Below are 22,486 nucleotides of genomic sequence, written 5' to 3'. Positions count from 1 at the left end.
CATGCTGCGATTGATTTCCAAGCTGGGTTCGCGCTGGGCGGTGGCACTGGGCATGACGCTGCTCGCCGCGCTCCAGATCGCCTATCTCCCTTCCGTCTCCTTCATCGAACGTCTCGACGTCCTCGCCTACGACATGCGCATGCGCGTGCAGAAGGGCGAGCTGGACCCGCGCGTCGTCATCGTCGACATCGACGAGAAAAGCATCGCCGAAGTGGGCCGCTGGCCGTGGAGCCGGAACGTCGTGGCGAAACTGGTCGAGACGCTCGACCAGAAATACTTCGTCAAGTCGGTCAGCTTCGACGTGATCTTTTCCGAAGCCGATACCAGCTCCGGCTACGGCACGCTGGAAGGACTCGCGCGCAAGGAGTTCAGGGACATTTCGGGTTTCGCGGAACGCGTCCGCTCGCTCAAGCCAAGGTTCGACTATGACCATCACCTGGCTGCGGCGCTTGAAGGGCGTCCTACTGTCCTCGGTTATTTCCTCTCCAACGAACCCGACGCCATTACCAAAGGCTTGCTGCCGGCGCCGGCCTTTTCAGTGTCGGAACTTGGCGGCATGGAGGTCGACTCTGCCGTCTACAAGTCCTACGCCAGCAATTTGGAGGCACTCCAGACAGCGGCCAGGGCCGGCGGCTTCATGAATCCGACGCAGGATCCGGACGGCACGATCCGCCGCCTGAGCCTGCTGGCCCGCGTGGGCGACAACTATTACGAATCGCTGGCGCTGGCCACTGCGCGGGTCGGCCTGGGGGCGAGCAGGATCAAGCCCGTTTTTTATACCGAAGATGAAACCCAGCTCAGCGGCGAAGAGCACAGGACCTATGGCGCGTTGAAGGAGCTGCGCCTCAACACCAAGCCGAAGACGACCGTCATTCCCCTCGAACGGCACATGACCGCGCTGATCAACTATCGGGGCCCCGGCGGACCGAGGGGAGGGCAGTATCGCTATGTGTCGGCAGTCGATGTGCTCCAGGAAAAAGTCCCGATGGAGCACCTCGCCGACACCATCGTGCTGGTCGGGACGACATCGGCCGGCCTCAAGGATCTGCGTCCGTCGCCGGTCAACACCGACTATCCCGGCGTGGAGATGCACGCCAACATCATCTCTTCCATCATGGATGGCGACTTCAAGCAGGAGCCGGACTTCATCATCGGCCTCCAGCTGGCGCAGGTGCTGGTGATTGGCATCGTGCTCGGACTCCTGCTGCCGGTGCTGTCGCCCATGCTGTCCATCCTGGCGTCGCTTGCCGCCATTGCTGCGGTGATCGGTGCCAACTTTGCGATGTACCAGCACCTCAACTGGGTCGTGCCTATCGCCATCTCCCTGCTGCTGGTGGTGGCGCTATTCATCTTCAATATCGCCTGGGGCTACCTGTTCGAATACCGCAAGGGCCGGGCGATGGTCAACCTGTTCGGCGAATATGTCGCGCCGGAACTCGTGGCCGAGATGGCGGCCAATCCCGAGAGCTACAGCATGGAAGGCGAAAGCCGCGAGCTGACCGTCTTGTTCTGCGACGTGCGCGGGTTCACCACCATTTCGGAAGGACTCGACCCGAATGCGCTGCGCGAATACATCAACATCTACCTGACAGCGATGTCGGAAGACATCCGCGGCAATCGCGGGACGCTCGACAAGTACATCGGCGACGCGGTGATGGCCTTTTGGGGCGCTCCGGTCGGATTGCCCGACCATGCATCGCGCGCGGTTGCCACCGCCTTGAAGATGCAGGCCACGGCCAAGGCACTGAACAAGGATTTCATCGCACGCAACTGGCCGCCCCTGAAGATCGGTATCGGCCTCAACACGGGCGAGATGCGCGTGGGCGACATGGGTTCCAAAATCCGGCGCGCGTACACCGTGATGGGCGATGCGGTGAACCTGTCGTCGCGCCTCGAAGGCATTACCAAGGTCTACGGCGTCGGCGTTGCCGTGGGCGAGGCAACGAAACTGGCTGCGCCGCAGTTTGCCTACCGCGAGCTCGACCGGGTGCGCGTCAAAGGCAAGAACGAGCCGGTGCCGATTTTCGAGCCGCTGGGACTGGATGCGGAAATCGACGAGGCTGTCCGCGCGACAGCCGGAAAATGGCACGAGGCGCTCGGCCTTGTCCGTGCCCAGGAATGGGACAAGGCCGAAGCATTGCTCAATGCGCTTCTTGCCGGCCATCCGGACGATGTCCTGTACAAGCTCTACCTGCAGCGGATCGCGCATTACCGCGAGCATCCGCCCGGCGCGGACTGGGACGGCGTTACCACCTTTGAAACAAAGTAAGCGAACCGAACAGGGGCGCGGCTTGTCTATCCCGTGTAGATTCCACATGGGAGAGACATGGAAAACCTGCCGCGCATCGCCGACTATTTCGACCGCAACAAACTCCGCCTCGTCACCGCCGAATCCTGCACCGCCGGACTGGTCGTCGCCACCCTTGGCGACATGCCGGGCTGCGGCAGCTGGCTCGAATGCAGTTTCGTTACCTACGCCCCCGAGACAAAATGCCGGCTTCTCGGCGTCAATCCGGCAACCATCGAGAAATACAACCTGACCAGCGAAGCCGTCGCGCGCGAAATGGTGCAGGGCGCATTGCGCAACAGCCATGCGACCGCTGCCGTGGCCAATACAGGGATCGCCGGGCCTGAGCCGGCTGACGGCATTCCACCCGGCACCATCTGCTTTGCCTGGGGATTCGAGCATGAGGGAACGACCCTTGTGTTCTCCGAAACCTGCCGTTTCGAAGGCGACCGCAATGCGGTGCGCAAGGCGGGCGCCGAATATGCCATCGAGCGCATCGTCCACTATCATGCCCAGCTTGCCAATGGTACGGGGCCGCGGTCCAGCTGAGTGCTAGGTCGCTTCGCGGCTGCTCATGCTGCCGAACCATAGGGCATACTGCCGCGTCAGTTCCGCGCCGAGAAAGAATATCTGCGCGGAATAATAGACCCACATCAGCAGCGCGATGATGGAACTGGCGGCGCCGAAACTGGTGACGAACTCGCTGTTGCCCAGATAGGCGCCGATCAGCTTCTTGCCGACCAGGAACAGGCCGGCCGTGACAAACGCCCCTACCCACACATCGCGCCAGGGCAGCCGCACCTGCGGCAGCAACTTGTAGATGGCCGCAAAGAGCGCAGCGATCACCGCGAATGAAATCACCGACGACAGTGCGAGCAGGACATACGTGGCATCGCCCCAGAATCCCCCGAGGTATTTTTCCAGCACGGCCAGTGCCGCGTTCACCGATAGCGACACCAGCAGGAGGAAGGAGAGGACCAGTATCAGACTGAACGAGAGCAGCCGCGAGCGGATGAAAAGGATGATGCCCGGCTGGTAGGCCTGCGGCACTTCCCAGATTTCGTCGAGGCTGTCCTTCAGTTCGCCGAAGACGGTGGTTGCGCCGACGACGAGCAGGCCGAGGGCGATCAGGGTGGCCAGTGCGCCGGCCTTCGGGTTGCGTGCGTTTGCCAGCAATAACTGGATCGCCTCGGCGCCTGCCGGTCCGACAAGGCCATTCAGCTCCCGGAAGATCGCGCCGCGTGCCGCCTCCTCCCCGAAGATGGCGCCGGCAATCGCCAGCACCATGACGAGTACCGGTGCCAGCGAAAAGAGCGTATAGAAGGCGAGCGCCGCCCCCTTGCTCGAGGCGCGGTCATTGATCCATTCCTCGACGGCGCCGACGAGGAGCTTGCGCAGGCGCTGGGCGAAGGTATGCGGCCTGTCAGGGGCAGGTGCCATGGAGGTCATCGGATAGAGAGGTATGCCTGTGCAGGATGATCTGGTTGGCGAGCGCAGGCTTTCATGAGGACAGACAACCGGCGGCAATGGCGGTTCGGCCGATACATCTTGTTGCAATCCTTACTGATCGACACTGGAAGAGACTTGCCCTTTGGCGTTAAATGACCTCACAACCAGTGAGGTCTGCCATGATCAATCCCAAACTTTCTCTCTCCGCCGTCGTTGCCGCCATCATCCTTTCCGGCTGCGCCAGCCAGGGGCAACAATACCCCGTCGTGGGCCCGTCCTATCCGGCGCCCGTACAGACCTATCCGGCCGCCGGGCCAGCCTATGGCAGTTCCTACGGCACGGTCGAGTCGATCCAACTCGTCCAGGGAGGCGGCGGCAACGGCATCGGCACGGGGGCGGTGGTCGGCGGCGTCGTGGGCGGCCTGCTCGGCAACCAGGTCGGCGGCGGCAGCGGGAAAAAGGCTGCCACCGTGGCCGGCGTGATCGGCGGCGCCATGGTCGGTCACCAGATCGAGCGAAGCAGCCAGGCCCGCAATGCCTACCAGGTAGGCATCCGCATGGACAACGGCAGCTACCGGACGGTGACGCAGGACAGCGCAGCAGACCTCCAGGTCGGTGCCCGGGTCAGGGTTGAAAACGACCGGGCGTATCGTTACTGATACAAAACGCCGGTTTGTTTTATCCTATACCTCCCGCCAGACGGGCATTTGAACGAAAATTGAACATCCCCGGCCGCTGCGGCGGCTGTGGAAAAATACCTACAGACTACGTCAAGACCTGATGCTAGAATCTGTGCCTTTTCTCAGGAGGAACATTTAATGAACAAGACTGAACTGGTTGATGCAATTGCAGCGGACTGCGATCTGTCCAAGGTTGCCGCACAACGTGCACTCGACTCCGTGATCAACAACATCGTCAAGTCCGTTGCAGAAGGCAAGACCGTGCAGCTCGTCGGTTTCGGCAGCTTTGCATGCGGCAAGCGCGCAGAACGTACCGGCCGCAACCCGCGCACCGGCGAAGAGATCAAGATCGCTGCCGCCAAGACCGTCAAGTTCTCGGCAGGCAAGGCATTCAAGGACGCCGTCAACGGCTGATCCTGTTTCGGCACACAGGTGCCGGACAACCGCATCCGGAAGGGTGACGCAGCGGAAACGCGCGTCACCCTTTTTTCATTCAGCGTGTCATGAGCCGGCGCAGCGAAAAGCTGGCCGCGTCCACGACCGCTACCAGCAGCAGCATCGCGATGATGACCGTCGCCGCCTGTTGCATCTGGAACAGCGACAGGTGGTACTTCAGCATTTGCCCCAGTCCGCCCGCGCCGACCACGCCGAGGATGGCGGCCGCACGGATATTGTTTTCCCAGCGGTACAGCGTGTAGGACACCATCTGCGGGATCGCCTGCGGGAGCGTCGCATAAAGGAAGGCGGCCGCAGGCTGCGTGCCGTTGATGTGCAGGGACGACTCAGGCAGCGGCGAAGTGTTTTCGAGCGCATCGGCGAACAGGCGGCCCAGCACGCCCGAGGTATGCGCAGCCAGCGCGAGCGTGCCGGCGAAGGGGCCGAGGCCGGCGGCAATGAGCAGGATGGATGCCCAGACCAGTTCCGGAATCGAGCGCGACACATTCAGCAGCATGCGCGTGACAGCGCGTGCCGTTTGTCCGAAACGGCCGCTGGCAGGCAGCGCCAGGGCGAGTCCGAGCAGGGCAGCGATGCCTGTACCCAGGGCGGACATGGAAAGCGTCTCGGCGGTCGCGACGGCAGTCTTCCCCAGGAATCCGGAAGACAGTTCCGGCGGCGCGAATCCGAGCAGGAATTCGCCGGTCGTCCGCGCCGCATCCAGCGTGAAAAACGCCTTCCACTGCAGGGACAAGGTGGCAAAACTCGCGACCACGAGCAGCGCCATCGCGGCAAGCAAGGCCAGCGTCGACAGCCGCACGCGCGGAGCGGGAGGCAAGGCCGACCGGTTCATGCGAGCCTCCGCCTGCACAGTTTGCTGACGCCGTCCGCACAGGCCACCAGCAGCACGAAAACCAGCAACATGGTCGATACTTCGCCGCCCGCCAGCATCTTCATCGATTCATCCATGCGCTGGCCGAGTCCGCCGGCACCGACAAAACCCATCACCACCGAACCGCGGATTGCACATTCCCAGCGGTACACCGTATAGGAAACCAGTTCCGAGGCCGAATCGGGCAGTGCGCCATAGAGCAGCGCGGACAGGCGGCCGCTCCCGTTCTGCAGCAGGGTGTCGCTGGCATGGGCGTCGGAGGATTCCAGGATTTCGGCATAGACCTTGCCGAGCATGCCGCAGTAGGTCAGGGCGATCGCGAGCACTCCCGCAGTCGGACCCAGGCCGACGATGCGCACGAACAGCAGTGCCCAGACCAGTTCCGGCACGCTGCGCAGCATCACGAGGAACCAGCGCACCGCCTGCCGCAGCGCGCGGCCGAACAGGCCGATGCGACCGGTACCGATGCGCGACAAGGACAGGCGTTCGGTGACGATCAGCGTCATCGGCACTGCACCCAGCAGGGCGAGCGCCATTCCCGCAGTCGCCATCGCAATCGTCTCCCAGGTCGCTTGCGCTGCAAGCTGCAGGAATTCGGGCGAATGGGCCGGCGGCACGAAGGCGGCCAGGAAGCGCGCGGTTGCATTGAGGCTTTGCTCGTCCAGCAGCAGCCACGGCTTGAATTCGCTCCAGGACAGCATCGGCCACAGCACGGCAAGCGCCAGGATGACAGCGGCAATGCGGCCATGCCAGGCCGGGTCCGGATGCGTCGGGTGCGAGGAAAACAGAGACATGGGCGAATCAGAAGCAGCGCGTCGGCAGCGGCACCGCTGCCGGCGCATCCAGCGGTTCATCCATCACAGGCACGCGATCCGCATGGCGATACAGCGCATCGATCATGTCATCCGTTACCGCTTCGCGTGCCGCGTCGAAGACAATGCGTCCGGCGCGAACGCCGATGATGCGCGGGAAATGCGCGCGCGCCAGTTCCACCTGGTGCAGGCTGCAAACAAGCGCCGCTTTTCGCGAAGCTGCTTCCTCCTGCAATACCGCGAGCGTCTGGACCGCGAGGGCGGGATCGAGCGCGGACAGCGGTTCGTCCACCAGGAAGGCTTCGGCTTTGGAAACGATCAGGCGGGCCATGCTGCACCGCTGCCTTTCGCCCCCGGAAAGGCGATCCACGCGCGCGTACAGCTTGTCCTGCAGGTTGAATCGCGCAAGCGCCTCATAAGCAGCCTCCGGATCGGCCGGCTTGAACAGCGAGGCAAGCGCCTGCCACAAACTCCATTGCGGAAGCCGGCCGGCGAGGACGGCGGTGACGACGCGCTGGCGCGGTGGCAAGGGCGGTGTCTGCGGCGCCAGGAACAGGCGCACGCGCAGCGCATGGCGCTGCCTGTCGCTTGCTGCCCAGGGGGCGATGCCGAACAGCGTCATGTTCCCGCTGTCCGGGCGATGCGCACAGGCGAGGGTATGCAGCAAGGTCGTCTTGCCCGCTCCCGATGGCCCGATCATCGCCACCTGTTCGCCCTGTCCGATGGACAGCGTCACCTCCTGCAATGCCGCAGGGCCGGAGCCGGTAAAGGTATGGCGTACGGAGACGCCATGCAGCGCAAACGTCATTGTTACTTCAGCAGGCCTGCGTTGCGTGCAGCCTTTTCGATCTGTTCGTAGTTGTCGACCTTGGTAGGGATGAAGCGCGTCGCGCGCTGCAATTCGAGGATTTCCTTGCCTTGCGGATCGTTGGCGTTCAGGGCGAGGAAGGCATCCGTGAGCTTCTTGCGCAGCGCCGGGTCCATGTCGGCGCGCACCGTCCAGTTATAGTCGAAGTAGCCGGGCGTCGTGTAGAACACGCGCACCGTCTTGCCGTCCACCTTGCCTTGCCCGACGAGTTTCTCCCACACCGAAATGTTCAGTGCGCCGGCATCCACCTTGCCGCCCGAAACCGCGGCGGCGGTCGCGTCATGCGCGCCCGAGAACGCGACGCGCTTCATGTCGGTGTCCGGATTGATGTTCGCGGCGAGCAGGAACGAGCGCGGCATCAGGTGGCCGGACGTCGACGATTCGGAGCCGAAGGTGAAGGTCTTGCCTTTCAGGTCTTCCAGCTTGTTGATCGCCGGGTTGGTCGTGATGAAGACCGAACGGAACTTCTCGTCTTCTTCGCGCTGCACGATCGGGATCACCTTGCCGTTGCTGCGGATCTTTGCCTGCACGAAAGTGAAGCCGCCGAACCACACCATGTCGAGCTTGTTGTTGACCAGGCCCTCCACCGAAGCAGCGTAATCGGTGACCGGCACGAATTCCACCTTCATGCCCAGCTTCTGCTCGAGGTAGCTTCCGAGCGGCTTGAACTTGCGCTGCAGCTCGGTGGGGGCTTCGTCAGGGATGGCGGAGACACGCAGCACCTGCTGGGCGTGCGCGATGCCGGCGAGGGCAACTGCGGTCGCGGCGATCGTTACGCGCATCACGTGCTTGAAGGAAGCGGAAAGGCTGGGTCGTTTCATGGTTGTTGGATGGGAGGAGGGGTTTCGGAAAGGCGCGGACAGCCGCGCGTAAAAGCTTGTATTTTAATTAAAGCCCCGGTGCGCGTCACACCGATTTCACGATGAGGTGCCGGGTGGAACGGCAATCATTGTCAATCCATCAAGCAAAAAGGGCTCGCGATGTCAGGCTGTGTAAAAAGTCCTTGTAGCCGGTAAACCAAAGCAATCAATCCCCGTCCAATGTGAATTGGACGGGGATTTTGTTTTTGGGAGTCAGGCATGGGACATCGTGGCGGAGAGAGCCGGGATCAGGCAGTGTTGTTTCCAGTGAAGTTGGACGAGCTGATCGAGGAGGACGCGATGGCTCGGGTCATTGACGCCTGGGTGAACGCGCTCGATCTGCGAACACTGGGTTTTGGCAAAGCCCATGCGGGCATACTGGGGCGGCCGCCGTATGACCCGGGCGATTTGCTCAAGCTGTATCTGTGCGGCTATCTGAATGGCATCCGGTCATCGCGCGCGCTCGAGCGGGAATGCCGGCGCAATGTCGAATGCATGTGGCTGCTGGGACGACTGGTGCCGGACCACAAGACGATTGCCGATTTCCGGCGACACAACAGCGAGGCGTTGGTGGCAAGCTGCGCTGCGTTTGTGCAGTTTGTGAGGCGCGCCGGGCTGGTGGGCGGCACAGTGGTGGCCATTGACGGCAGCAAGGTTCAAGCCGTCGCCTCGCGCAAGGCGGTTGGCAAGGCGGCCGATCTGGAGCGCCAACAGCAGCGACTGGCGAGCGAAGTAGCGCACTATCTGGAGCAGCTGGAAGCCGCAGACCGGCAAGAGGAGCAAGGCAGCCCCGGCGCCGGCGCGTTCAGGCGGGCGCTCAAGCGCTTACGCGAGCGTCAGGATGAAGTGGGCGCAGAAGTGGCCCGGCTAGCCAAAGGCAAGGCCACATCGAGCGTGCTGACGGAGCCGCAGGCGCGCGCGATGAAATCGCTGCATGGGGCACCGGGCTACAACCTGCAAACAGCAGTCGACACCGACAGCCATCTGATCGTGCATCATGAAGTGTGCAATGACACGTCGGATGTGGGGCAACTGATGCCGATGGCGCAAGGCGTCGCCCAGGTGCTCCAGACCCAGCCTGAAGTAGTCGCCGACGCTGGTTACGCCAATGGCGAGCATTTGCAGGCGCTGCAGGACATGGGGATGACCGGCTATGTGGCGCCATCCCACACGCCGAACAATCAAGGTGATGGCACGCTGTACGACAAGGCGATGTTTCGCTACGACGCCAGTAGGGACTGTTTTACTTGCCCGGCCAACAAGATCCTCAGGCGCAAACAGGTGTGCCGCCAGGACAAGTCGGTGATCTATGCGGCCTCCCCGGATGACTGCGCCAATTGTCCGCACAAGGGGAAATGCACCGTCAGCAGCCGGCGCCTGGTCAGCCGTCACTGGCACGAAGAGGCTGTACAGGCCAATGCGGTACGCGTGGCAGCGGCGCCGCACATGATGGCCCTGCGACGCCAGACCGTCGAACACCCATTTGGGACCATCAAGCAGCAAATTCTGCGCAATGCCCGGTTGTTACTGCGCGGGTTAAAGGGAGCTCGCGCCGAATTGAGCCTGGCTGTAATGGCTTATAACCTCAAGCGCGTGGTGCACATGATCGGAAGTCAAACACTCACGAAGACACTGCGGGCCTGAGCCCGATTTCTACTTCAAAAAACAAATTGCCCCGCCAAAGCGGGGCAATTTGTTGAGTGCCAACGTCAGACTTTTTACACAGCCTGGATGTGCGAGCCCTTTGCATGAATAGCCGGATGCTCAGTCGGCGAGTTCGACCAGCAAGTCCTTTGCAGCGACCACCGCGCCCGGTTTGACGTGTGTGTGTTTCACCACCGCATCCCGTTCGGCACGGATCATGGTTTCCATCTTCATTGCCTCGATGGAGACCAGCGGGTCGCCCTTGGCCACCTTCTGGCCCGGCTTCACCGCCAGCGTCACGATCATGCCCGGCATCGGTGCACCGACATGGTTCGCATTGCCGTCCTGCGCGCGCGGATGCGTGACCAGCTTCAGCGCGCCGGCCTTGTCGATGCGCACCATGCGCGCCTGGCCGTTGAGTTCGAAGAACAGCTTGCTCTGGCCTTCTTCCTCCAGCTCGGTGCGGCCCTGCAGGCGCACCACCAATGTCTTGCCCTGGTCGATGTCCACCGAGATTTCCTGGCCCTGCTGGAGGCCATAGAAGAAGACCGGTGTTGGCAGCACCGAGACGTCGCCGAAATTGCGGCGATGCTCGGCGTAGTCGCGGAAGACCTTCGGATACATCAGGTAGGAGGCGAGCTCCTGCTCGGTAATGGAGCGGCCGACTGCCTTCTCCGCCTCTTCCTTGGCCTTCGCCAAGTCGACCGGAGGCAGGTTCGCGCCCGGTCGTCCAACCATCGGCTTGTCGCCCTTCAATACCTTCTGTTCCAGCGCCTTCGGGAAGCCGTCCGGCGGGAAGCCGAGTTCACCCTTGAACAGCGAAATCACCGATTCGGGGAAGGCGACCTCCTTGTCCGGGTTCTTCACGTCCTCCGGCGTCAGGTCGTTGGCGACCATGAACAGCGCCATGTCGCCCACCACCTTCGAGGTCGGCGTCACCTTCACGATGTCGCCGAACAACTGGTTGACGTCGGCATACGCCTGCGCCACTTCCGTCCAGCGGTGATCGATGCCCATCGCGCGCGCCTGTTCGCGCAGGTTGGTGTACTGGCCGCCCGGCATTTCATGACGGTACACATCCGAGGTGCCGGAACGCATGTCTGCTTCGAAGGGTTCGTACTGGCGGCGCACGCCTTCCCAGTACTGCGAAATCTCGAACATCGCCTGCTTGTCCAATTTCGGATCGCGCGCGGTCCCCTGCAGTGCAGAAGCAATGGAGCCGAGGTTGGGCTGCGAGGTCAGGCCGCTCATCGCATCCATCGCGCCGTCGACGGCGTCGCATCCCGCTTCCACGGCAGCCAGCACCGAGGCGGCGGCAATGCCGCTGGTGTCGTGCGTATGGAAATGGATCGGCAGGCCGACTTCTTCCTTCAGTGCCTTGACCAGTTCGCGTGCCGCGTGCGGCTTGCACACGCCGGCCATGTCCTTGATGCCGAGAATGTTGACGCCGGCCTTTTCCAGTTGCTTGGCCATGTCGACGTAATACTTCAGGCTGTACTTCGGGCGCGACGGATCGAAGGGATCGCCCGTGTAGCAGATCGCGCCTTCGCACAGCGCGCCGGACTCGCGCACGGCATCGATCGCCACGCGCATGTTCTCCACCCAGTTCAGCGAATCGAACACGCGGAACAGGTCGACGCCGCCCTTGGCCGCCTGGTCGACGAAATGCTTCACAACATTGTCCGCGTAGTTGGTGTAGCCCACCGCGTTGGAGGCGCGCAGCAGCATCTGGAACAGGATGTTGGGCACTTCCTCGCGCAGTTGCGAGAGGCGCTCCCACGGGTCTTCCTTCAGGAAGCGCATCGCCACGTCAAAGGTCGCGCCGCCCCAGCATTCCATCGAGAACAGGTTGGGCAGCATGCGCGCATAGTAAGGCGCAATGGCGCGCATGTCGGCGGTACGCATGCGGGTGGCGAACAGCGACTGGTGCGCATCGCGCATCGTGGTGTCGGTCAGCAGCACCTGCGGCTGGTCTTTCATCCACTGCGCGAATTTCTCCGCGCCGAGCTCCTTGAACTTGTCGCGCGAGCCGGGCAGGATCGGTTCCGAACGATGGACCTTCGGCAGCAGCGGCGTGGGGATCACGCCGTCGATGCCCTTGCGGCCCTTCATCTCCGGATTGCCGTTGACGACGACATCGCCAATAAAACGCAACATGCGCGTTGCGCGGTCGCGGCGCTTGGCGAACTGGAACAGTTCCGGTGTCGTATCGATGAAGCGTGTGATGCATTCGCCCGACTTGAACTGATCGTGGTTGATGACGTTCTCAAGGAAGGGCAGGTTGGTCGACACGCCGCGGATACGGAACTCGCGCAGCGCGCGGTCCATGCGGGCGATCGCCTCGTCCGAGGTCGGCGCCCAGGCAGTCACCTTGACCAGCAGCGAATCGTAGTAGGGTGTGATCACCGCGCCCGAGTAGGCGGTGCCGCCATCGAGGCGGACACCGAAGCCTGCCGCGCTGCGGTAGGCAACGAGGCGGCCGTAGTCTGGGGTGAAATTGTTTTCCGGGTCTTCCGTCGTCACCCGGCATTGCAGTGCGTGGCCGTTCAGGCGGATGTCTGCCTGCGCGGGAATGCCTGCGCCATGTTCATCCTTCTCTCCGATGGCCATGCCCTCGGAAACACGGATTTGCGCCTTGACGATATCGATGCCGGTCACTTGCTCGGTGACGGTGTGCTCGACCTGGATGCGCGGGTTGACCTCGATGAAGTAGAACTTGTTGGTATCCGCATCCATCAGGAATTCGACGGTGCCGGCGTGGGTATAGTTGACTGCGCGGCCGAGGCGTAAAGCTGCATCGCAAAGTTCGGTTCGGGTCTGGTCGTCGAGGTAGGGAGCAGGTGCGCGTTCCACCACCTTCTGGTTGCGCCGCTGCACCGAGCAATCGCGCTCGAACAGGTGTACCAGGTTGCCGTGCTTGTCGCCCATCAGCTGTACCTCGACATGGCGCGCGCGACGCACCAGCTTTTCGAGGTACATCTCGTCATTGCCGAATGCAGCCAGCGCTTCGCGGCGCGCCACTTCCAGCTGGCCCGGCAGCTCGGCTTCCGATTCGATCACGCGCATGCCGCGTCCGCCGCCGCCCCAGCTTGCCTTGAGCATCAGCGGGTAGCCGATCTCGGCGGCCATCTTCTTCGCCTGCTCGATCTCATGCGGCAGTGCCTTGGTTGCCGGGACGACAGGTACGCCTGCTGCGACGGCGGCATTGCGTGCCGCTACCTTGTTGCCCAGCGTGCGCATGACTTCCGGCTGCGGGCCGATGAAGGTGATGCCGTTCTTCGCGCAGGCTTCTGCAAAGTCGGGATTTTCCGAGAGAAAACCGTAGCCAGGATGGATCGCGTCGACATGCGCTTCCTTCGCGATCCGAATGATGTCGTCGATATCGAGGTAGGCGGCAATCGGCTTCTTGCCTTCGCCGACGAGATAGGACTCGTCCGCCTTGAAGCGATGCAGGGCGAACTTGTCCTCATTGGCATAGATAGCCACGGTACGGATGCCGAGTTCGGCAGCGGCGCGCATGACGCGGATGGCGATTTCGGAGCGGTTGGCGACGAGGATCTTGCGGATGGGATGACGATGCTGAGGCGTCTTCATGTTGGTTGGCATGCAAAGTTAGGAATTCGTTTGGCGCAAGCATAAGACATCGGGCCTGCGCTGGCGTGAAAGTTTTTCAACAGGTACGTAACCCTACTTGCGCAGGCTGACGGCATGCTTGCATCATCCCATCAAGGCAATAAAAAACCCCGCACAAGGCGGGGTTCGTCGGAGCCGGACTGCGATTACGCGAAATTCTTCGCGACGAAATCCCAGTTCACCAGGTTCCAGAATGCTTCCAGGAACTTCGGACGCGCGTTGCGATAGTCGATGTAGTAGGCGTGCTCCCACACGTCGCAGGTCAGTAGCGGCTTGTCGGCAGTGGTCAGCGGCGTAGCGGCGTTGGAGGTGTTGACGATGTCAACGGAGCCGTCGGCCTTCTTGACCAGCCAGGTCCAGCCGGAACCGAAGTTGGTGGTGGCGGACTTCGTGAATTCTTCCTTGAACTTGTCGAAGGAGCCCCACTTGGCATTGATGGCGTCGGCCACGGCACCGGCCGGAGCGCCGCCGCCGTTCGGCTTCAGGCAGTTCCAGAAGAAGGTGTGGTTCCATACCTGTGCGGAGTTGTTGAACAGGCCGCCGGAGGACTTCTTGATGATGTCTTCCAGGGAGGCGTTTTCGAACTCGGTGCCCTTGATCAGGTTGTTCAGGTTGGTCACATAGGTCTGATGGTGCTTGCCGTAGTGGTATTCCAGTGTTTCCTTGGACATGTGCGGTTGCAGTGCGTCCATTGCGTAGGGCAGCTGGGGCAGGGTGTGTTCCATGGCAGTTCCTTTCTCTTGTTACGGTCGATATTGTTTTTGAAAGGTGTTAATTGTAAGACGGATGCCGACAAGTTGCATGAATGATCTCATTGATCCACGGCGAACTGGAGACGGAAAGGCTTCCCGGGTGGTCATTCCAGGGTCGGCTGGACACTGGCGATGCCGACTTCAGCCGATCCTTCCGCCAATCGCACCGTGACAGTTTCCCGGGGACGCAGATCCTTTGGCGCGCGGACAATTCTTCCTTTGCCGTCCAACACCATTGCATAACCGCGTTCCAATGTCCGCTGCGGATTCAACAGTTCCAGCTGTGCCTCGAGTGATGCGAGCGCCTGCCTGCGTTGCGCCAGCAGAGTGTACATGCGTGTACTGATGCGACGCGCGTCATCCTGCAGTCGCAGACGGGCTGGAGCGGTTTTCGGTAGTTGTGCGGCAAGCCGCGTCTGGAGATGCGAGAGCGAGAAACGCGCCTGCTTGAGCGGCGATCGCGTCGCATGCGCCAGCCGGGTTTGCAGGCCCTGGAGCTTGAGCCGCTCGTGCGAAATATAGGCGGAAGGACTCACCAGCCGCCGTGAGAACCAATCCAGTGTTTGCGTCTTCTCGGCCAGCAGGCGCTTGAACGCCCGGGTCAGGTCGTCGGCATGGGCGCCGAGGGTTGCCACCCAGTCCGCACGTGGCGCGGCCGCCATTTCGGCAGCCGCAGTCGGTGTCGGAGCGCGCAGGTCGGCGGCGAAATCGGCGATGGTCACGTCGGTTTCATGCCCGACACCGGAAATCACCGGCATGGAGCACACGGCAATTGCGCGTGCAACCACTTCCTCGTTGAACGACCACAGATCTTCGATGCTTCCCCCGCCGCGGCACACGAGCAGGACATCGCACTCGGCACGCGCGGAAGCAGTCTGAATCGCGTGTGCGATTTTTTGCGCGGCCCCTTCGCCTTGCACCGGGGCAGGATAGAGGATGACCCGGACGTGGGGCGCACGACGGCGCAGGGTGGTCAGGATGTCGCGCAGCGCCGCAGCCTGCGGGCTGGTGACGATACCGATCGTCCTCGCAAAGAGCGCAAGCGGACGTTTGCGCGCCGGATCGAACAGGCCTTCTGCATTCAGCTTTTCCTTCAGGCGCAGGAAGGCTTCATAGAGATTGCCGACACCCGCGCGGCGGATTGCCTCGACATTGAGCTGGTAGTCGCCGCGCGGCGCGTACAGGGTAACGAGGGCGCGCACCTCCACCTTGTCGCCCTCGCGCGGCGTAAAGCCGGCGTACTGCGCGCGTCCGCGGAACATCACGGCCCGTACCTGCGCCGCATCGTCCTTGAGCGTGAAGTACCAGTGGCCCGACGCCGCCTTGGTGAAATTGGAAATTTCGCCGGATACCCATGCAAGCGGAAAACTGCGTTCAAGCATCCGCGATACGGCCTGGTTCAGGGCCGAGACCGTCAGTACAGGCGGCGTCGCGCCTGGGTTTTCGGAAACGTTTCCAGTATTCATGCGGTCTTCCAAGGCAAAACCTGTCCACAGGCGCGCCAAATCGTCATCTGACTGTCATACTTGGTTACAAACAACATGGGGGTGAGATAAGTAATTGATTTCATTCGAAAAACCAATTTGCATTGCAGCATGCTTGCCGTCTGAAAATCCTTTGGAATCAAGTACTTTTACGAAATCCACCGACTTGCCCACAAAGTTATCCACAGGCGCTGTGCAGAAGTTTTTGCGTGGTATCCGCGTTGCGCGTGCTTGCCCGCGACGGCCCAACAGGATACATTCTGCATCCGACTGAATTCTCACCCAAGGAGCCTGTTTTGCTCGCCATTATTCAAGCGGCCGGCTGGCCGATCTGGCCGCTGCTGATTGCTTCCGTTATCGGATTGGCACTCGTCATCGAGCGCGTATTGTACCTGCGCCGTCGCCGCATCCTCCCGCCCAGCCTGCTGGAAGAGGTCATCCGCGTCTACCACAATGGCAAGATCAGTCCCGAAGTTCTGCGCAACCTCGAACTCAATTCGCCGCTGGGCCGCGTGCTCGCCGCCGGCCTGCGCAACGTCAACGCGCCGCGCGATGTGATGAAGGAATCCATCGAGGAGGCCGGCCGCGGAACGGCGCACGACCTCGAACGCTTCCTCACCACCCTCGGTACGATCGCCACGCTCGCGCCGCTGATGGGCCTGTTCGGCACCGTTGTCGGCATGATCGAAATCTTCGGCTCGCAGAATGCGACGGGCGCCAATCCGGCGCAGCTGGCGCACGGCATCTCCGTGGCCCTCTACAACACGGGATTCGGCCTGGCGATCGCGATGCCCGCCCTCGTGTTCTACCGTCACTTCCGTGCGCTGGTGGACAGCTTCATCGTCGACATGGAACAGCAGGCGGTAAAGTTCGTCGACATCGTGCACGGCAACCGCAAGTAAGGCAGCCTCATGGACTTCCGCAAAGGCACGCGCCGCGACGATCCGGAAATCAACCTGATTCCCTTTATCGACGTCCTGCTGGTGATCCTGATCTTCCTCATGGTCACCACCACCTACAGCAAGTTCACCGCGCTGCAGATTTCCCTGCCGACGGCCGATGCCGAGAAGGCAATTGAACAGCCTTTCGAGATCAACGTCGGCGTCAATGCACAGGGGCTGTATGCCATCGACAACCAGCAGATTTCGGCGCGCGACGCGGCCAGCCTTGCTGACGAACTGAAGGCTGCCGCCAATGCCAAGGGCGCATCGAAAAAGGATCCGGTGATTATCATCAACGCCGATGCGACGGCTGCCCACCAGTCGGTCATCAATGTGCTCGAAGCCGCGCGCCTCGCCGGATTCGAGAAAGTCACCTTTGCCGCGCAAACCAGCGGCAGGAAATGACGCAACTTCCCGAGGCCTGGCTTCGACGCGGCTTGCTCGCGTGCTCGCTCTGGCCGGTTTCGCTTGTCTTCCATGCGCTGACGGCCGCGCGGCGCGGCGCCTACCGGTCGGGACTGCTGCAGTCCGTGCGCCTTCCGGTGCCAGTCGTCGTCGTCGGCAATATCTTCGTCGGCGGTACGGGCAAGACACCGCTGACCATCTGGCTGGTCGAAGAACTGCGGCGCGCCGGTCTTGTCCCGGGCGTGATTTCGCGCGGCTATGGCGCAAAGAACGATACTCCGCTCGAAGTCTTTCCCGCGTCTGCGCCCGCCGAAGTCGGTGACGAACCAGCCCTGATCGCGCGGCGCGCAAAATGTCCCGTCGTGATCGGCCGCCGGCGTGTGGATACCGCACGTGCATTGCTCGCAGCACACCCGGAGGTGAGCGTCATCATCTCGGACGACGGATTGCAGCACTATCCCTTGCAGCGCGATGTCGAAATCGTGCTCTGCGACGAACGGGGCAATGGCAACGGCTGGCTGCTGCCCGCAGGTCCGCTGCGCGAGCCTCCGTCCAGGTCGCGCGATTTCACCGTGTTCAATGCGGCGCGCATGCCTGAAGGCATTCCGGCGCAAGCGATGCGGATGGAACTCGCCGGCGAGACGGCGGAGCCGCTTTCCGGCAATGCGAAGCCGGTCGCACTTCCCGAACTGGCAGGGCAGGGGCGTCGCATTGTTGCAGCCGCCGGCATCGGCAATCCCTCGCGCTTTTTTGCCATGCTTCGTTCGGCCGGCCTGCAGATCGAAGAGCTTCCGCTGCCGGACCATCACGATTTCTCCGACAACCCTTTCGCGAATATCACGGCCGATATCATTCTGGTCACCGAGAAGGATGCAGTAAAATGTACGCGAATTGATACGATCAACAACGACCCGCGCATCTGGGTCGTGCCGGTGACGGCGCGCATCGACCGCGCGCTGGCCGAACGAATAGTGGAGAAATGTCGTGGACGCCCGACTGCTTGATATCCTGGTCTGCCCCATCTGCAAGGGCCCCCTCGAGTACGACAAGAACGCGCAGGAACTCATCTGCAATCCCGACAAGCTTGCCTATCCCATCCGCGATGGCATCCCCATCATGTGGGCCGACCAGGCACGCGACCTGAACGCGCCGCCCGCCGCAGCCAATCCCTGAATCTTCCCGCACCGCGAGTGCAGCCAGAGTTCATGACCTTTACCGTCATCATTCCCGCGCGGCTGGCATCGACCAGGTTACCCAACAAGCCCCTTGCCGACATCGGTGGCAAGCCGATGGTCGTGCGCGTGGCGGAACGCGCATTGCAATCCGGCGCAACGCAGGTGGTCGTCGCAACCGACCATGCGGACATTCTCGCAGCCTGCCGTGATCATGGCGTCATCGCGCACATGACCCGGGCCGATCACCCTTCCGGCACTGACCGCATTGCCGAAGTGGCGGCCGCGATGTCGCTGCCCGGCGATGCCGTTGTCGTCAATGTGCAGGGTGACGAACCGCTGATTTCGCCAACGCTGATTGCCGCGACAGCAGGGCTGATCGGTTCCGGCGTTCCGATGGCGACTGCAGCCCATCCGATCGCAGACATCGGGGAGATTTTTAATCCGAACGTGGTGAAAGTCGTATTGGACAAGACGGGGAAGGCGCTTTACTTCTCGCGCGCGACCATCCCGTGGCATCGGGATGCTTTTGCGCAATCGAAAGAGGTCGTGCCGCCCGGATACGCCCCGCTGCGCCACATCGGCCTGTACGCTTACAGCAATGCTTTCCTGCAGGACTACCCGCGCCTTGCCCTGTCGCCGCTGGAGCAGATCGAAGCGCTGGAGCAGCTTCGCGTGCTGTGGCATGGCTATCCGATTGCCATCCATGTCACGCCGGATGCGCCCGCGACAGGTGTGGATACGCCCGAAGATCTCGCGCGGGTCAGGCAAGTTTTCGGTCAAGAAAGATAGAAGAAATTGGTGCGGGTTTCCGGTTAGGTGCCATTCTGTGGTAAGTTTCATGAAAACTTAGTGTGATAAAAGCATGTCTTTGAGGGAAATTCGCCCGCCCTGGCGGAAATCCTCGTCACCGATTACAAATTTAAAACCAGTCTAGGACACACCATGCGCCTCATCCTTTTAGGACCGCCAGGTGCCGGCAAAGGCACGCAAGCGAATTTCATCAAGGAAAAATTCAACATCCCGCAAATCTCCACCGGCGACATGCTGCGTGCTGCCGTCAAGGCAGGCACGCCGCTCGGCATCGAAGCCAAGAAGGTGATGGATGCAGGCGGGCTGGTTTCCGACGACATCATCATCGGCCTCGTCAAGGACCGCCTGAAGCAGCCGGACTGCGCGAACGGTTACCTGTTCGATGGCTTCCCGCGCACCATTCCCCAGGCTGACGCCATGAAGGACGCTGGTGTGGCGATCGACTACGTGCTCGAGATCGATGTGCCCGACGAGTCCATCGTCGAGCGCATGAGCGGCCGCCGCGTGCACCAGCCCTCCGGCCGTACCTACCACGTCAAGTTCAATCCACCGAAGGCGGAAGGCAAGGACGACGTTACCGGCGAAGAGCTGATCCAGCGTGACGACGACAAGGAAGAAACCGTCAAGAAACGCCTCGCCGTCTATCACGACCAGACCGAAGTGCTGGTCGGCTACTACAACAAATGGGCGGAGTCCGGCCAGTCCGGCGCGCCGAAATACCGCAAGATTTCGGGTGTCGGACCAGTCGAGACGATCCGCGACAAAGCCTTTGCGGCCTTGTCGGAGTAAAAAAGAAAGCGGACCTCGTGTCCGCTTTTTTCTTTCCTGGCCCCGGCCTGTTCCAGATCAACGAATCAGCAGGGGGAACCTGAGGCAAGTATCCAGATAATATCCCGTATGCAACAATACGGACCAACCGAATCTCTTCAGCAATCAGTAGCACAAGAAGTTTGCAGTGCGCAGTAGTCGCGGGACGACGACAGCAGATACCTTCTTGCAGCATCCGGGCGTATGCCGTCGCCGTCCTCCTGACCGTCGTTGTTTTAACTTTGTCGTGAAACAATTGGAGGAGTCGATATGGCAACAGGTTTGTGGTTGGCCGTAGCGTGCGGCATTATTGCCGTCATCTACGGATTGGTGTCCCGGAGTTGGATCTTGAGCCAGGATGCGGGCAACGCCCGCATGCAGGAAATCGCATCAGCCATTCAGCAGGGCGCCGGAGCCTACCTCGCGCGCCAGTACAAGACGATCGGCCTTGTCGGCGTCGTCCTCGCCATCCTGATCGGCATCTTCCTCGATGCCACCACCGCCATCGGTTTCATCGTCGGCGCCATCCTCTCCGGCGCCTGCGGCTTCATCGGCATGAACGTGTCGGTGCGCGCCAATGTACGCACCGCGCAGGCTGCCACCAAGGGTATCGGCCCGGCGCTGGATGTCGCCTTCCGCGGCGGCGCGATCACCGGCATGCTGGTGGTCGGTCTCGGGCTTCTTGGCGTCACTCTCTTCTTCTGGTTCATCACCAATGGCAAGGCCGTCGATGCGACCACCCTCAAACCCCTGCTTGGCCTCGCCTTCGGCTCTTCGCTGATCTCGATCTTCGCGCGTCTCGGTGGCGGCATCTTCACCAAGGGGGCGGACGTTGGCGCCGACCTCGTGGGTAAAGTTGAAGCCGGCATCCCCGAAGACGACCCCCGCAACCCGGCGGTGATCGCCGATAACGTCGGCGACAACGTGGGCGACTGCGCGGGCATGGCGGCCGACCTGTTCGAGACCTATGCGGTGACCCTGATCGCGACCATGACCCTCGGCGCGCTGATGGTCACCGGCGCACCGCTGAATGCCGTGATCTATCCGCTTGTGCTCGGCGGCGTTTCGATCATCGCTTCCATTATCGGCTGCAGCTTCGTGAAGGCTTCTCCCGGCATGAAGAACGTGATGCCCGCGCTGTACAAGGGCCTGATCATCGCCGGCGTGATTTCACTCGTTGCCTTCTACTTCGTGACTACATGGATGTTCCCGGAGGCAGTAGCGGTCGCCGGTGGCAAGACCGTCGGCGCGATGGCCCTGTTTGGTGCTTGCGTCGTCGGCCTGGTGCTCACAGCACTGATGGTGTGGATCACCGAGTACTACACCGGTACCGACTACAAGCCGGTGCAGCACGTCGCACAGGCATCGACCACGGGACACGGCACCAACATCATCGCCGGTCTTGGCGTGTCGATGAAGTCCACCGCATGGCCGGTGATCTTCGTCTGTATCGCCATCTGGGTGTCGTTCGCGCTCGGCGGTCTGTATGGCATCGCCGTGGCAGCGACCTCCATGCTGAGCATGGCGGGTATTGTCGTCGCGCTCGATGCATACGGCCCGATCACCGATAACGCCGGCGGCATCGCCGAGATGTCGGACCTGCCGGACAGCGTACGCGACATCACCGACCCGCTGGACGCCGTGGGCAATACCACCAAGGCCGTCACCAAGGGCTACGCGATCGGCTCGGCCGGCCTCGCTGCACTCGTGCTGTTCGCCGACTACACTCACGCACTCGAGGCGCGCGGCATGCACCTGCGCTTCGACCTGTCCGACCACATGGTGATTATCGGCCTGTTTATCGGCGGCCTGATCCCCTACCTCTTCGGCGCCATGGCGATGGAAGCGGTGGGCCGTGCTGCAGGCAGTGTGGTGGAAGAAGTGCGCCGCCAGTTCCGCGACATCAAGGGCATCATGGAAGGCACCGGCAAGCCGGAATACGGCAAGGCGGTCGACATGCTGACCACCGCGGCGATCAAGGAAATGATCGTCCCGTCCCTGCTGCCGGTCGTGGTGCCGATCCTGGTCGGACTCATCCTCGGCCCGGCGGCGCTCGGCGGCCTGCTGATGGGCACCATCGTGACCGGCCTGTTCGTGGCGATCTCGATGTGTACCGGCGGCGGCGCATGGGATAACGCGAAGAAGTACATCGAAGACGGCCACCACGGCGGCAAGGGTTCCGACGCCCACAAGGCAGCGGTCACCGGCGATACCGTGGGCGACCCGTACAAGGACACTGCCGGCCCGGCAGTCAATCCGTTGATCAAGATCATTAACATCGTGGCGCTGCTGCTGGTACCGTTGCTTCCGGCAGTCGGGACCACGGCTGCTGCAGGACATATGGCCACGCCGACTGCGGTGAGTGCTCCGGCGGCGACGCCGGCCGCTCCGGCTCCGGCTCAGGCGGAATCCAAGTAACGCCGGGTTCCCGAAACGGGCAAAGGCGGCTCCGGCCGCCTTTTTTGCTTTTGCCGTTCAAAATTGGCTACAATTGATCTTCCTTACGTTTACGTAAACGTCATTAACCTTTCCGTTCATCACAAAGAGGAAGA

The 22,486-nt window shown here is 62.0% G+C and carries 20 protein-coding genes; 12 read left to right on the top strand and 8 right to left on the bottom strand.

Features of this window, described 5'->3' with window-relative positions; translation table 11 throughout:
• Window position 1: 1 nt before the first annotated feature.
• Both AC3WOY_RS06825 and AC3WOY_RS06820 read left to right on the top strand, forming a co-directional pair.
• A complete protein-coding gene (locus AC3WOY_RS06825) occupies window positions 2–2,269 on the top strand; it encodes a CHASE2 domain-containing protein (protein ID WP_492422047.1) in 2,268 nt (755 codons plus the stop codon).
• A gap of 57 nt (window positions 2,270–2,326) precedes the next feature.
• Entirely contained in the window at window positions 2,327–2,836 is a 510-nt protein-coding gene (locus AC3WOY_RS06820; RefSeq protein ID WP_492422045.1) for a CinA family protein, read from the top strand.
• Window positions 2,837–2,839: 3 nt separating this feature from the next.
• Here the strand turns inward: AC3WOY_RS06820 and AC3WOY_RS06815 are convergent, their stop codons facing one another.
• On the bottom strand, window positions 2,840–3,727 hold the full coding sequence (locus AC3WOY_RS06815; RefSeq protein WP_492422043.1) for a YihY/virulence factor BrkB family protein: 888 nt from the start codon (window positions 3,725–3,727) through the stop codon (window positions 2,840–2,842).
• 188 nt (window positions 3,728–3,915) lie between these two features.
• Between AC3WOY_RS06815 and AC3WOY_RS06810 the strand changes: the two genes are divergently transcribed.
• Together AC3WOY_RS06810 and AC3WOY_RS06805 are read left to right on the top strand one after the other, a co-directional pair.
• Complete coding sequence (locus AC3WOY_RS06810; RefSeq protein ID WP_492422041.1) at window positions 3,916–4,395, top strand: outer membrane lipoprotein; 480 nt, start codon at window positions 3,916–3,918, stop codon at window positions 4,393–4,395.
• A 129-nt stretch (window positions 4,396–4,524) separates the two neighbouring features.
• Window positions 4,525–4,830, top strand: coding sequence for an HU family DNA-binding protein (locus AC3WOY_RS06805; RefSeq protein ID WP_272938364.1), 306 nt, complete (start codon window positions 4,525–4,527; stop codon window positions 4,828–4,830).
• A 79-nt stretch (window positions 4,831–4,909) separates the two neighbouring features.
• Here the strand turns inward: AC3WOY_RS06805 and phnE are convergent, their stop codons facing one another.
• Genes phnE through AC3WOY_RS06785 form a run of 4 tightly spaced genes read right to left on the bottom strand, consistent with a single transcriptional unit; the run spans window position 4,910 to window position 8,205 of the window.
• A complete protein-coding gene (gene phnE, locus AC3WOY_RS06800; protein WP_492422039.1) occupies window positions 4,910–5,704 on the bottom strand; it encodes a phosphonate ABC transporter, permease protein PhnE in 795 nt (264 codons plus the stop codon).
• Window positions 5,701–6,537, bottom strand: coding sequence for a PhnE/PtxC family ABC transporter permease (locus tag AC3WOY_RS06795; RefSeq protein ID WP_492422037.1), 837 nt, complete (start codon window positions 6,535–6,537; stop codon window positions 5,701–5,703). Before AC3WOY_RS06795 ends, phnE begins: the two co-directional genes overlap by 4 nt.
• Before the next feature lie 7 nt (window positions 6,538–6,544).
• Window positions 6,545–7,363, bottom strand: coding sequence for a phosphonate ABC transporter ATP-binding protein (locus tag AC3WOY_RS06790; RefSeq protein WP_492422035.1), 819 nt, complete (start codon window positions 7,361–7,363; stop codon window positions 6,545–6,547).
• A 2-nt stretch (window positions 7,364–7,365) separates the two neighbouring features.
• Window positions 7,366–8,205 carry a putative selenate ABC transporter substrate-binding protein gene (locus AC3WOY_RS06785; protein WP_492429215.1) on the bottom strand — a complete coding sequence of 280 codons (840 nt, stop codon included), beginning with the start codon at window positions 8,203–8,205 and terminating at the stop codon, window positions 7,366–7,368.
• Window positions 8,206–8,502: 297 nt separating this feature from the next.
• On the opposite strand from AC3WOY_RS06785, the gene AC3WOY_RS06780 reads away from it, so the two are divergent.
• Window positions 8,503–9,927 (top strand): IS1182 family transposase, encoded by a 1,425-nt coding sequence (locus AC3WOY_RS06780; RefSeq protein ID WP_492421647.1) that lies wholly within the window; start codon window positions 8,503–8,505, stop codon window positions 9,925–9,927.
• A 120-nt stretch (window positions 9,928–10,047) separates the two neighbouring features.
• Here AC3WOY_RS06780 and AC3WOY_RS06775 read toward each other — a convergent pair whose 3' ends face one another.
• The 3 genes from AC3WOY_RS06775 to xseA all read right to left on the bottom strand — a co-directional run bounded on the left by AC3WOY_RS06775 (window position 10,048) and on the right by xseA (window position 15,778).
• Window positions 10,048–13,521, bottom strand: a complete 3,474-nt coding sequence (locus AC3WOY_RS06775) for a pyruvate carboxylase (RefSeq protein ID WP_492422033.1) — start codon at window positions 13,519–13,521, stop codon at window positions 10,048–10,050.
• A 185-nt stretch (window positions 13,522–13,706) separates the two neighbouring features.
• Window positions 13,707–14,285 (bottom strand): superoxide dismutase [Fe], encoded by a 579-nt coding sequence (gene sodB, locus AC3WOY_RS06770; RefSeq protein ID WP_492422031.1) that lies wholly within the window; start codon window positions 14,283–14,285, stop codon window positions 13,707–13,709.
• A gap of 131 nt (window positions 14,286–14,416) precedes the next feature.
• On the bottom strand, window positions 14,417–15,778 hold the full coding sequence (xseA, locus tag AC3WOY_RS06765; protein ID WP_492422029.1) for an exodeoxyribonuclease VII large subunit: 1,362 nt from the start codon (window positions 15,776–15,778) through the stop codon (window positions 14,417–14,419).
• 314 nt (window positions 15,779–16,092) lie between these two features.
• Here xseA and AC3WOY_RS06760 point away from each other — a divergent pair, with 314 nt between their 5' ends.
• The 7 genes from AC3WOY_RS06760 (at window position 16,093) to AC3WOY_RS06730 (ending at window position 22,352) form a co-directional block, all read left to right on the top strand.
• A complete protein-coding gene (locus tag AC3WOY_RS06760) occupies window positions 16,093–16,698 on the top strand; it encodes a MotA/TolQ/ExbB proton channel family protein (RefSeq protein WP_492422027.1) in 606 nt (201 codons plus the stop codon).
• A gap of 9 nt (window positions 16,699–16,707) precedes the next feature.
• Window positions 16,708–17,142, top strand: coding sequence for an ExbD/TolR family protein (locus AC3WOY_RS06755; RefSeq protein WP_492422025.1), 435 nt, complete (start codon window positions 16,708–16,710; stop codon window positions 17,140–17,142).
• Window positions 17,139–18,146 (top strand): tetraacyldisaccharide 4'-kinase, encoded by a 1,008-nt coding sequence (lpxK, locus tag AC3WOY_RS06750; protein WP_492422023.1) that lies wholly within the window; start codon window positions 17,139–17,141, stop codon window positions 18,144–18,146. The genes AC3WOY_RS06755 and lpxK overlap by 4 nt, the downstream gene beginning before the upstream one ends.
• Window positions 18,127–18,315 (top strand): Trm112 family protein, encoded by a 189-nt coding sequence (locus tag AC3WOY_RS06745; protein WP_492422021.1) that lies wholly within the window; start codon window positions 18,127–18,129, stop codon window positions 18,313–18,315. The genes lpxK and AC3WOY_RS06745 overlap by 20 nt, the downstream gene beginning before the upstream one ends.
• Before the next feature lie 32 nt (window positions 18,316–18,347).
• The gene (kdsB, locus tag AC3WOY_RS06740) at window positions 18,348–19,106 is read left to right on the top strand and encodes a 3-deoxy-manno-octulosonate cytidylyltransferase (protein WP_492422019.1); all 759 of its coding nucleotides are present in this window, start codon (window positions 18,348–18,350) and stop codon (window positions 19,104–19,106) included.
• Between the two features lie 153 nt (window positions 19,107–19,259).
• Window positions 19,260–19,916: an adenylate kinase gene (gene adk / locus AC3WOY_RS06735; RefSeq protein ID WP_492422017.1), complete on the top strand. Its 657-nt coding sequence runs from the start codon at window positions 19,260–19,262 to the stop codon at window positions 19,914–19,916.
• A 288-nt stretch (window positions 19,917–20,204) separates the two neighbouring features.
• Window positions 20,205–22,352, top strand: a complete 2,148-nt coding sequence (locus AC3WOY_RS06730) for a sodium-translocating pyrophosphatase (protein ID WP_492422015.1) — start codon at window positions 20,205–20,207, stop codon at window positions 22,350–22,352.
• Window positions 22,353–22,486 lie beyond the last annotated feature (134 nt).

It is taken from the genome of Noviherbaspirillum sp. FW303-A3 (assembly GCF_058788695.1).
This window is presented reverse-complemented; position numbering and strand designations above follow the sequence as displayed.

Coding starts and splice junctions, on each gene's coding strand:
- AC3WOY_RS06825 (WP_492422047.1), top strand. CDS start 2: ATGCTGCGATTGATTTCCAAGCTGGGTTCGCGCTGGGCGGTGGCACTG.
- AC3WOY_RS06820 (WP_492422045.1), top strand. CDS start 2,327: ATGGAAAACCTGCCGCGCATCGCCGACTATTTCGACCGCAACAAACTC.
- AC3WOY_RS06815 (WP_492422043.1), bottom strand. CDS start 3,727: ATGGCACCTGCCCCTGACAGGCCGCATACCTTCGCCCAGCGCCTGCGC.
- AC3WOY_RS06810 (WP_492422041.1), top strand. CDS start 3,916: ATGATCAATCCCAAACTTTCTCTCTCCGCCGTCGTTGCCGCCATCATC.
- phnE (WP_492422039.1), bottom strand. CDS start 5,704: ATGAACCGGTCGGCCTTGCCTCCCGCTCCGCGCGTGCGGCTGTCGACG.
- AC3WOY_RS06795 (WP_492422037.1), bottom strand. CDS start 6,537: ATGTCTCTGTTTTCCTCGCACCCGACGCATCCGGACCCGGCCTGGCAT.
- AC3WOY_RS06790 (WP_492422035.1), bottom strand. CDS start 7,363: ATGACGTTTGCGCTGCATGGCGTCTCCGTACGCCATACCTTTACCGGC.
- AC3WOY_RS06785 (WP_492429215.1), bottom strand. CDS start 8,205: ATGCGCGTAACGATCGCCGCGACCGCAGTTGCCCTCGCCGGCATCGCG.
- AC3WOY_RS06780 (WP_492421647.1), top strand. CDS start 8,503: ATGGGACATCGTGGCGGAGAGAGCCGGGATCAGGCAGTGTTGTTTCCA.
- AC3WOY_RS06775 (WP_492422033.1), bottom strand. CDS start 13,521: ATGAAGACGCCTCAGCATCGTCATCCCATCCGCAAGATCCTCGTCGCC.
- sodB (WP_492422031.1), bottom strand. CDS start 14,285: ATGGAACACACCCTGCCCCAGCTGCCCTACGCAATGGACGCACTGCAA.
- xseA (WP_492422029.1), bottom strand. CDS start 15,778: ATGAATACTGGAAACGTTTCCGAAAACCCAGGCGCGACGCCGCCTGTA.
- AC3WOY_RS06755 (WP_492422025.1), top strand. CDS start 16,708: ATGGACTTCCGCAAAGGCACGCGCCGCGACGATCCGGAAATCAACCTG.
- lpxK (WP_492422023.1), top strand. CDS start 17,139: ATGACGCAACTTCCCGAGGCCTGGCTTCGACGCGGCTTGCTCGCGTGC.
- kdsB (WP_492422019.1), top strand. CDS start 18,348: ATGACCTTTACCGTCATCATTCCCGCGCGGCTGGCATCGACCAGGTTA.
- adk (WP_492422017.1), top strand. CDS start 19,260: ATGCGCCTCATCCTTTTAGGACCGCCAGGTGCCGGCAAAGGCACGCAA.
- AC3WOY_RS06730 (WP_492422015.1), top strand. CDS start 20,205: ATGGCAACAGGTTTGTGGTTGGCCGTAGCGTGCGGCATTATTGCCGTC.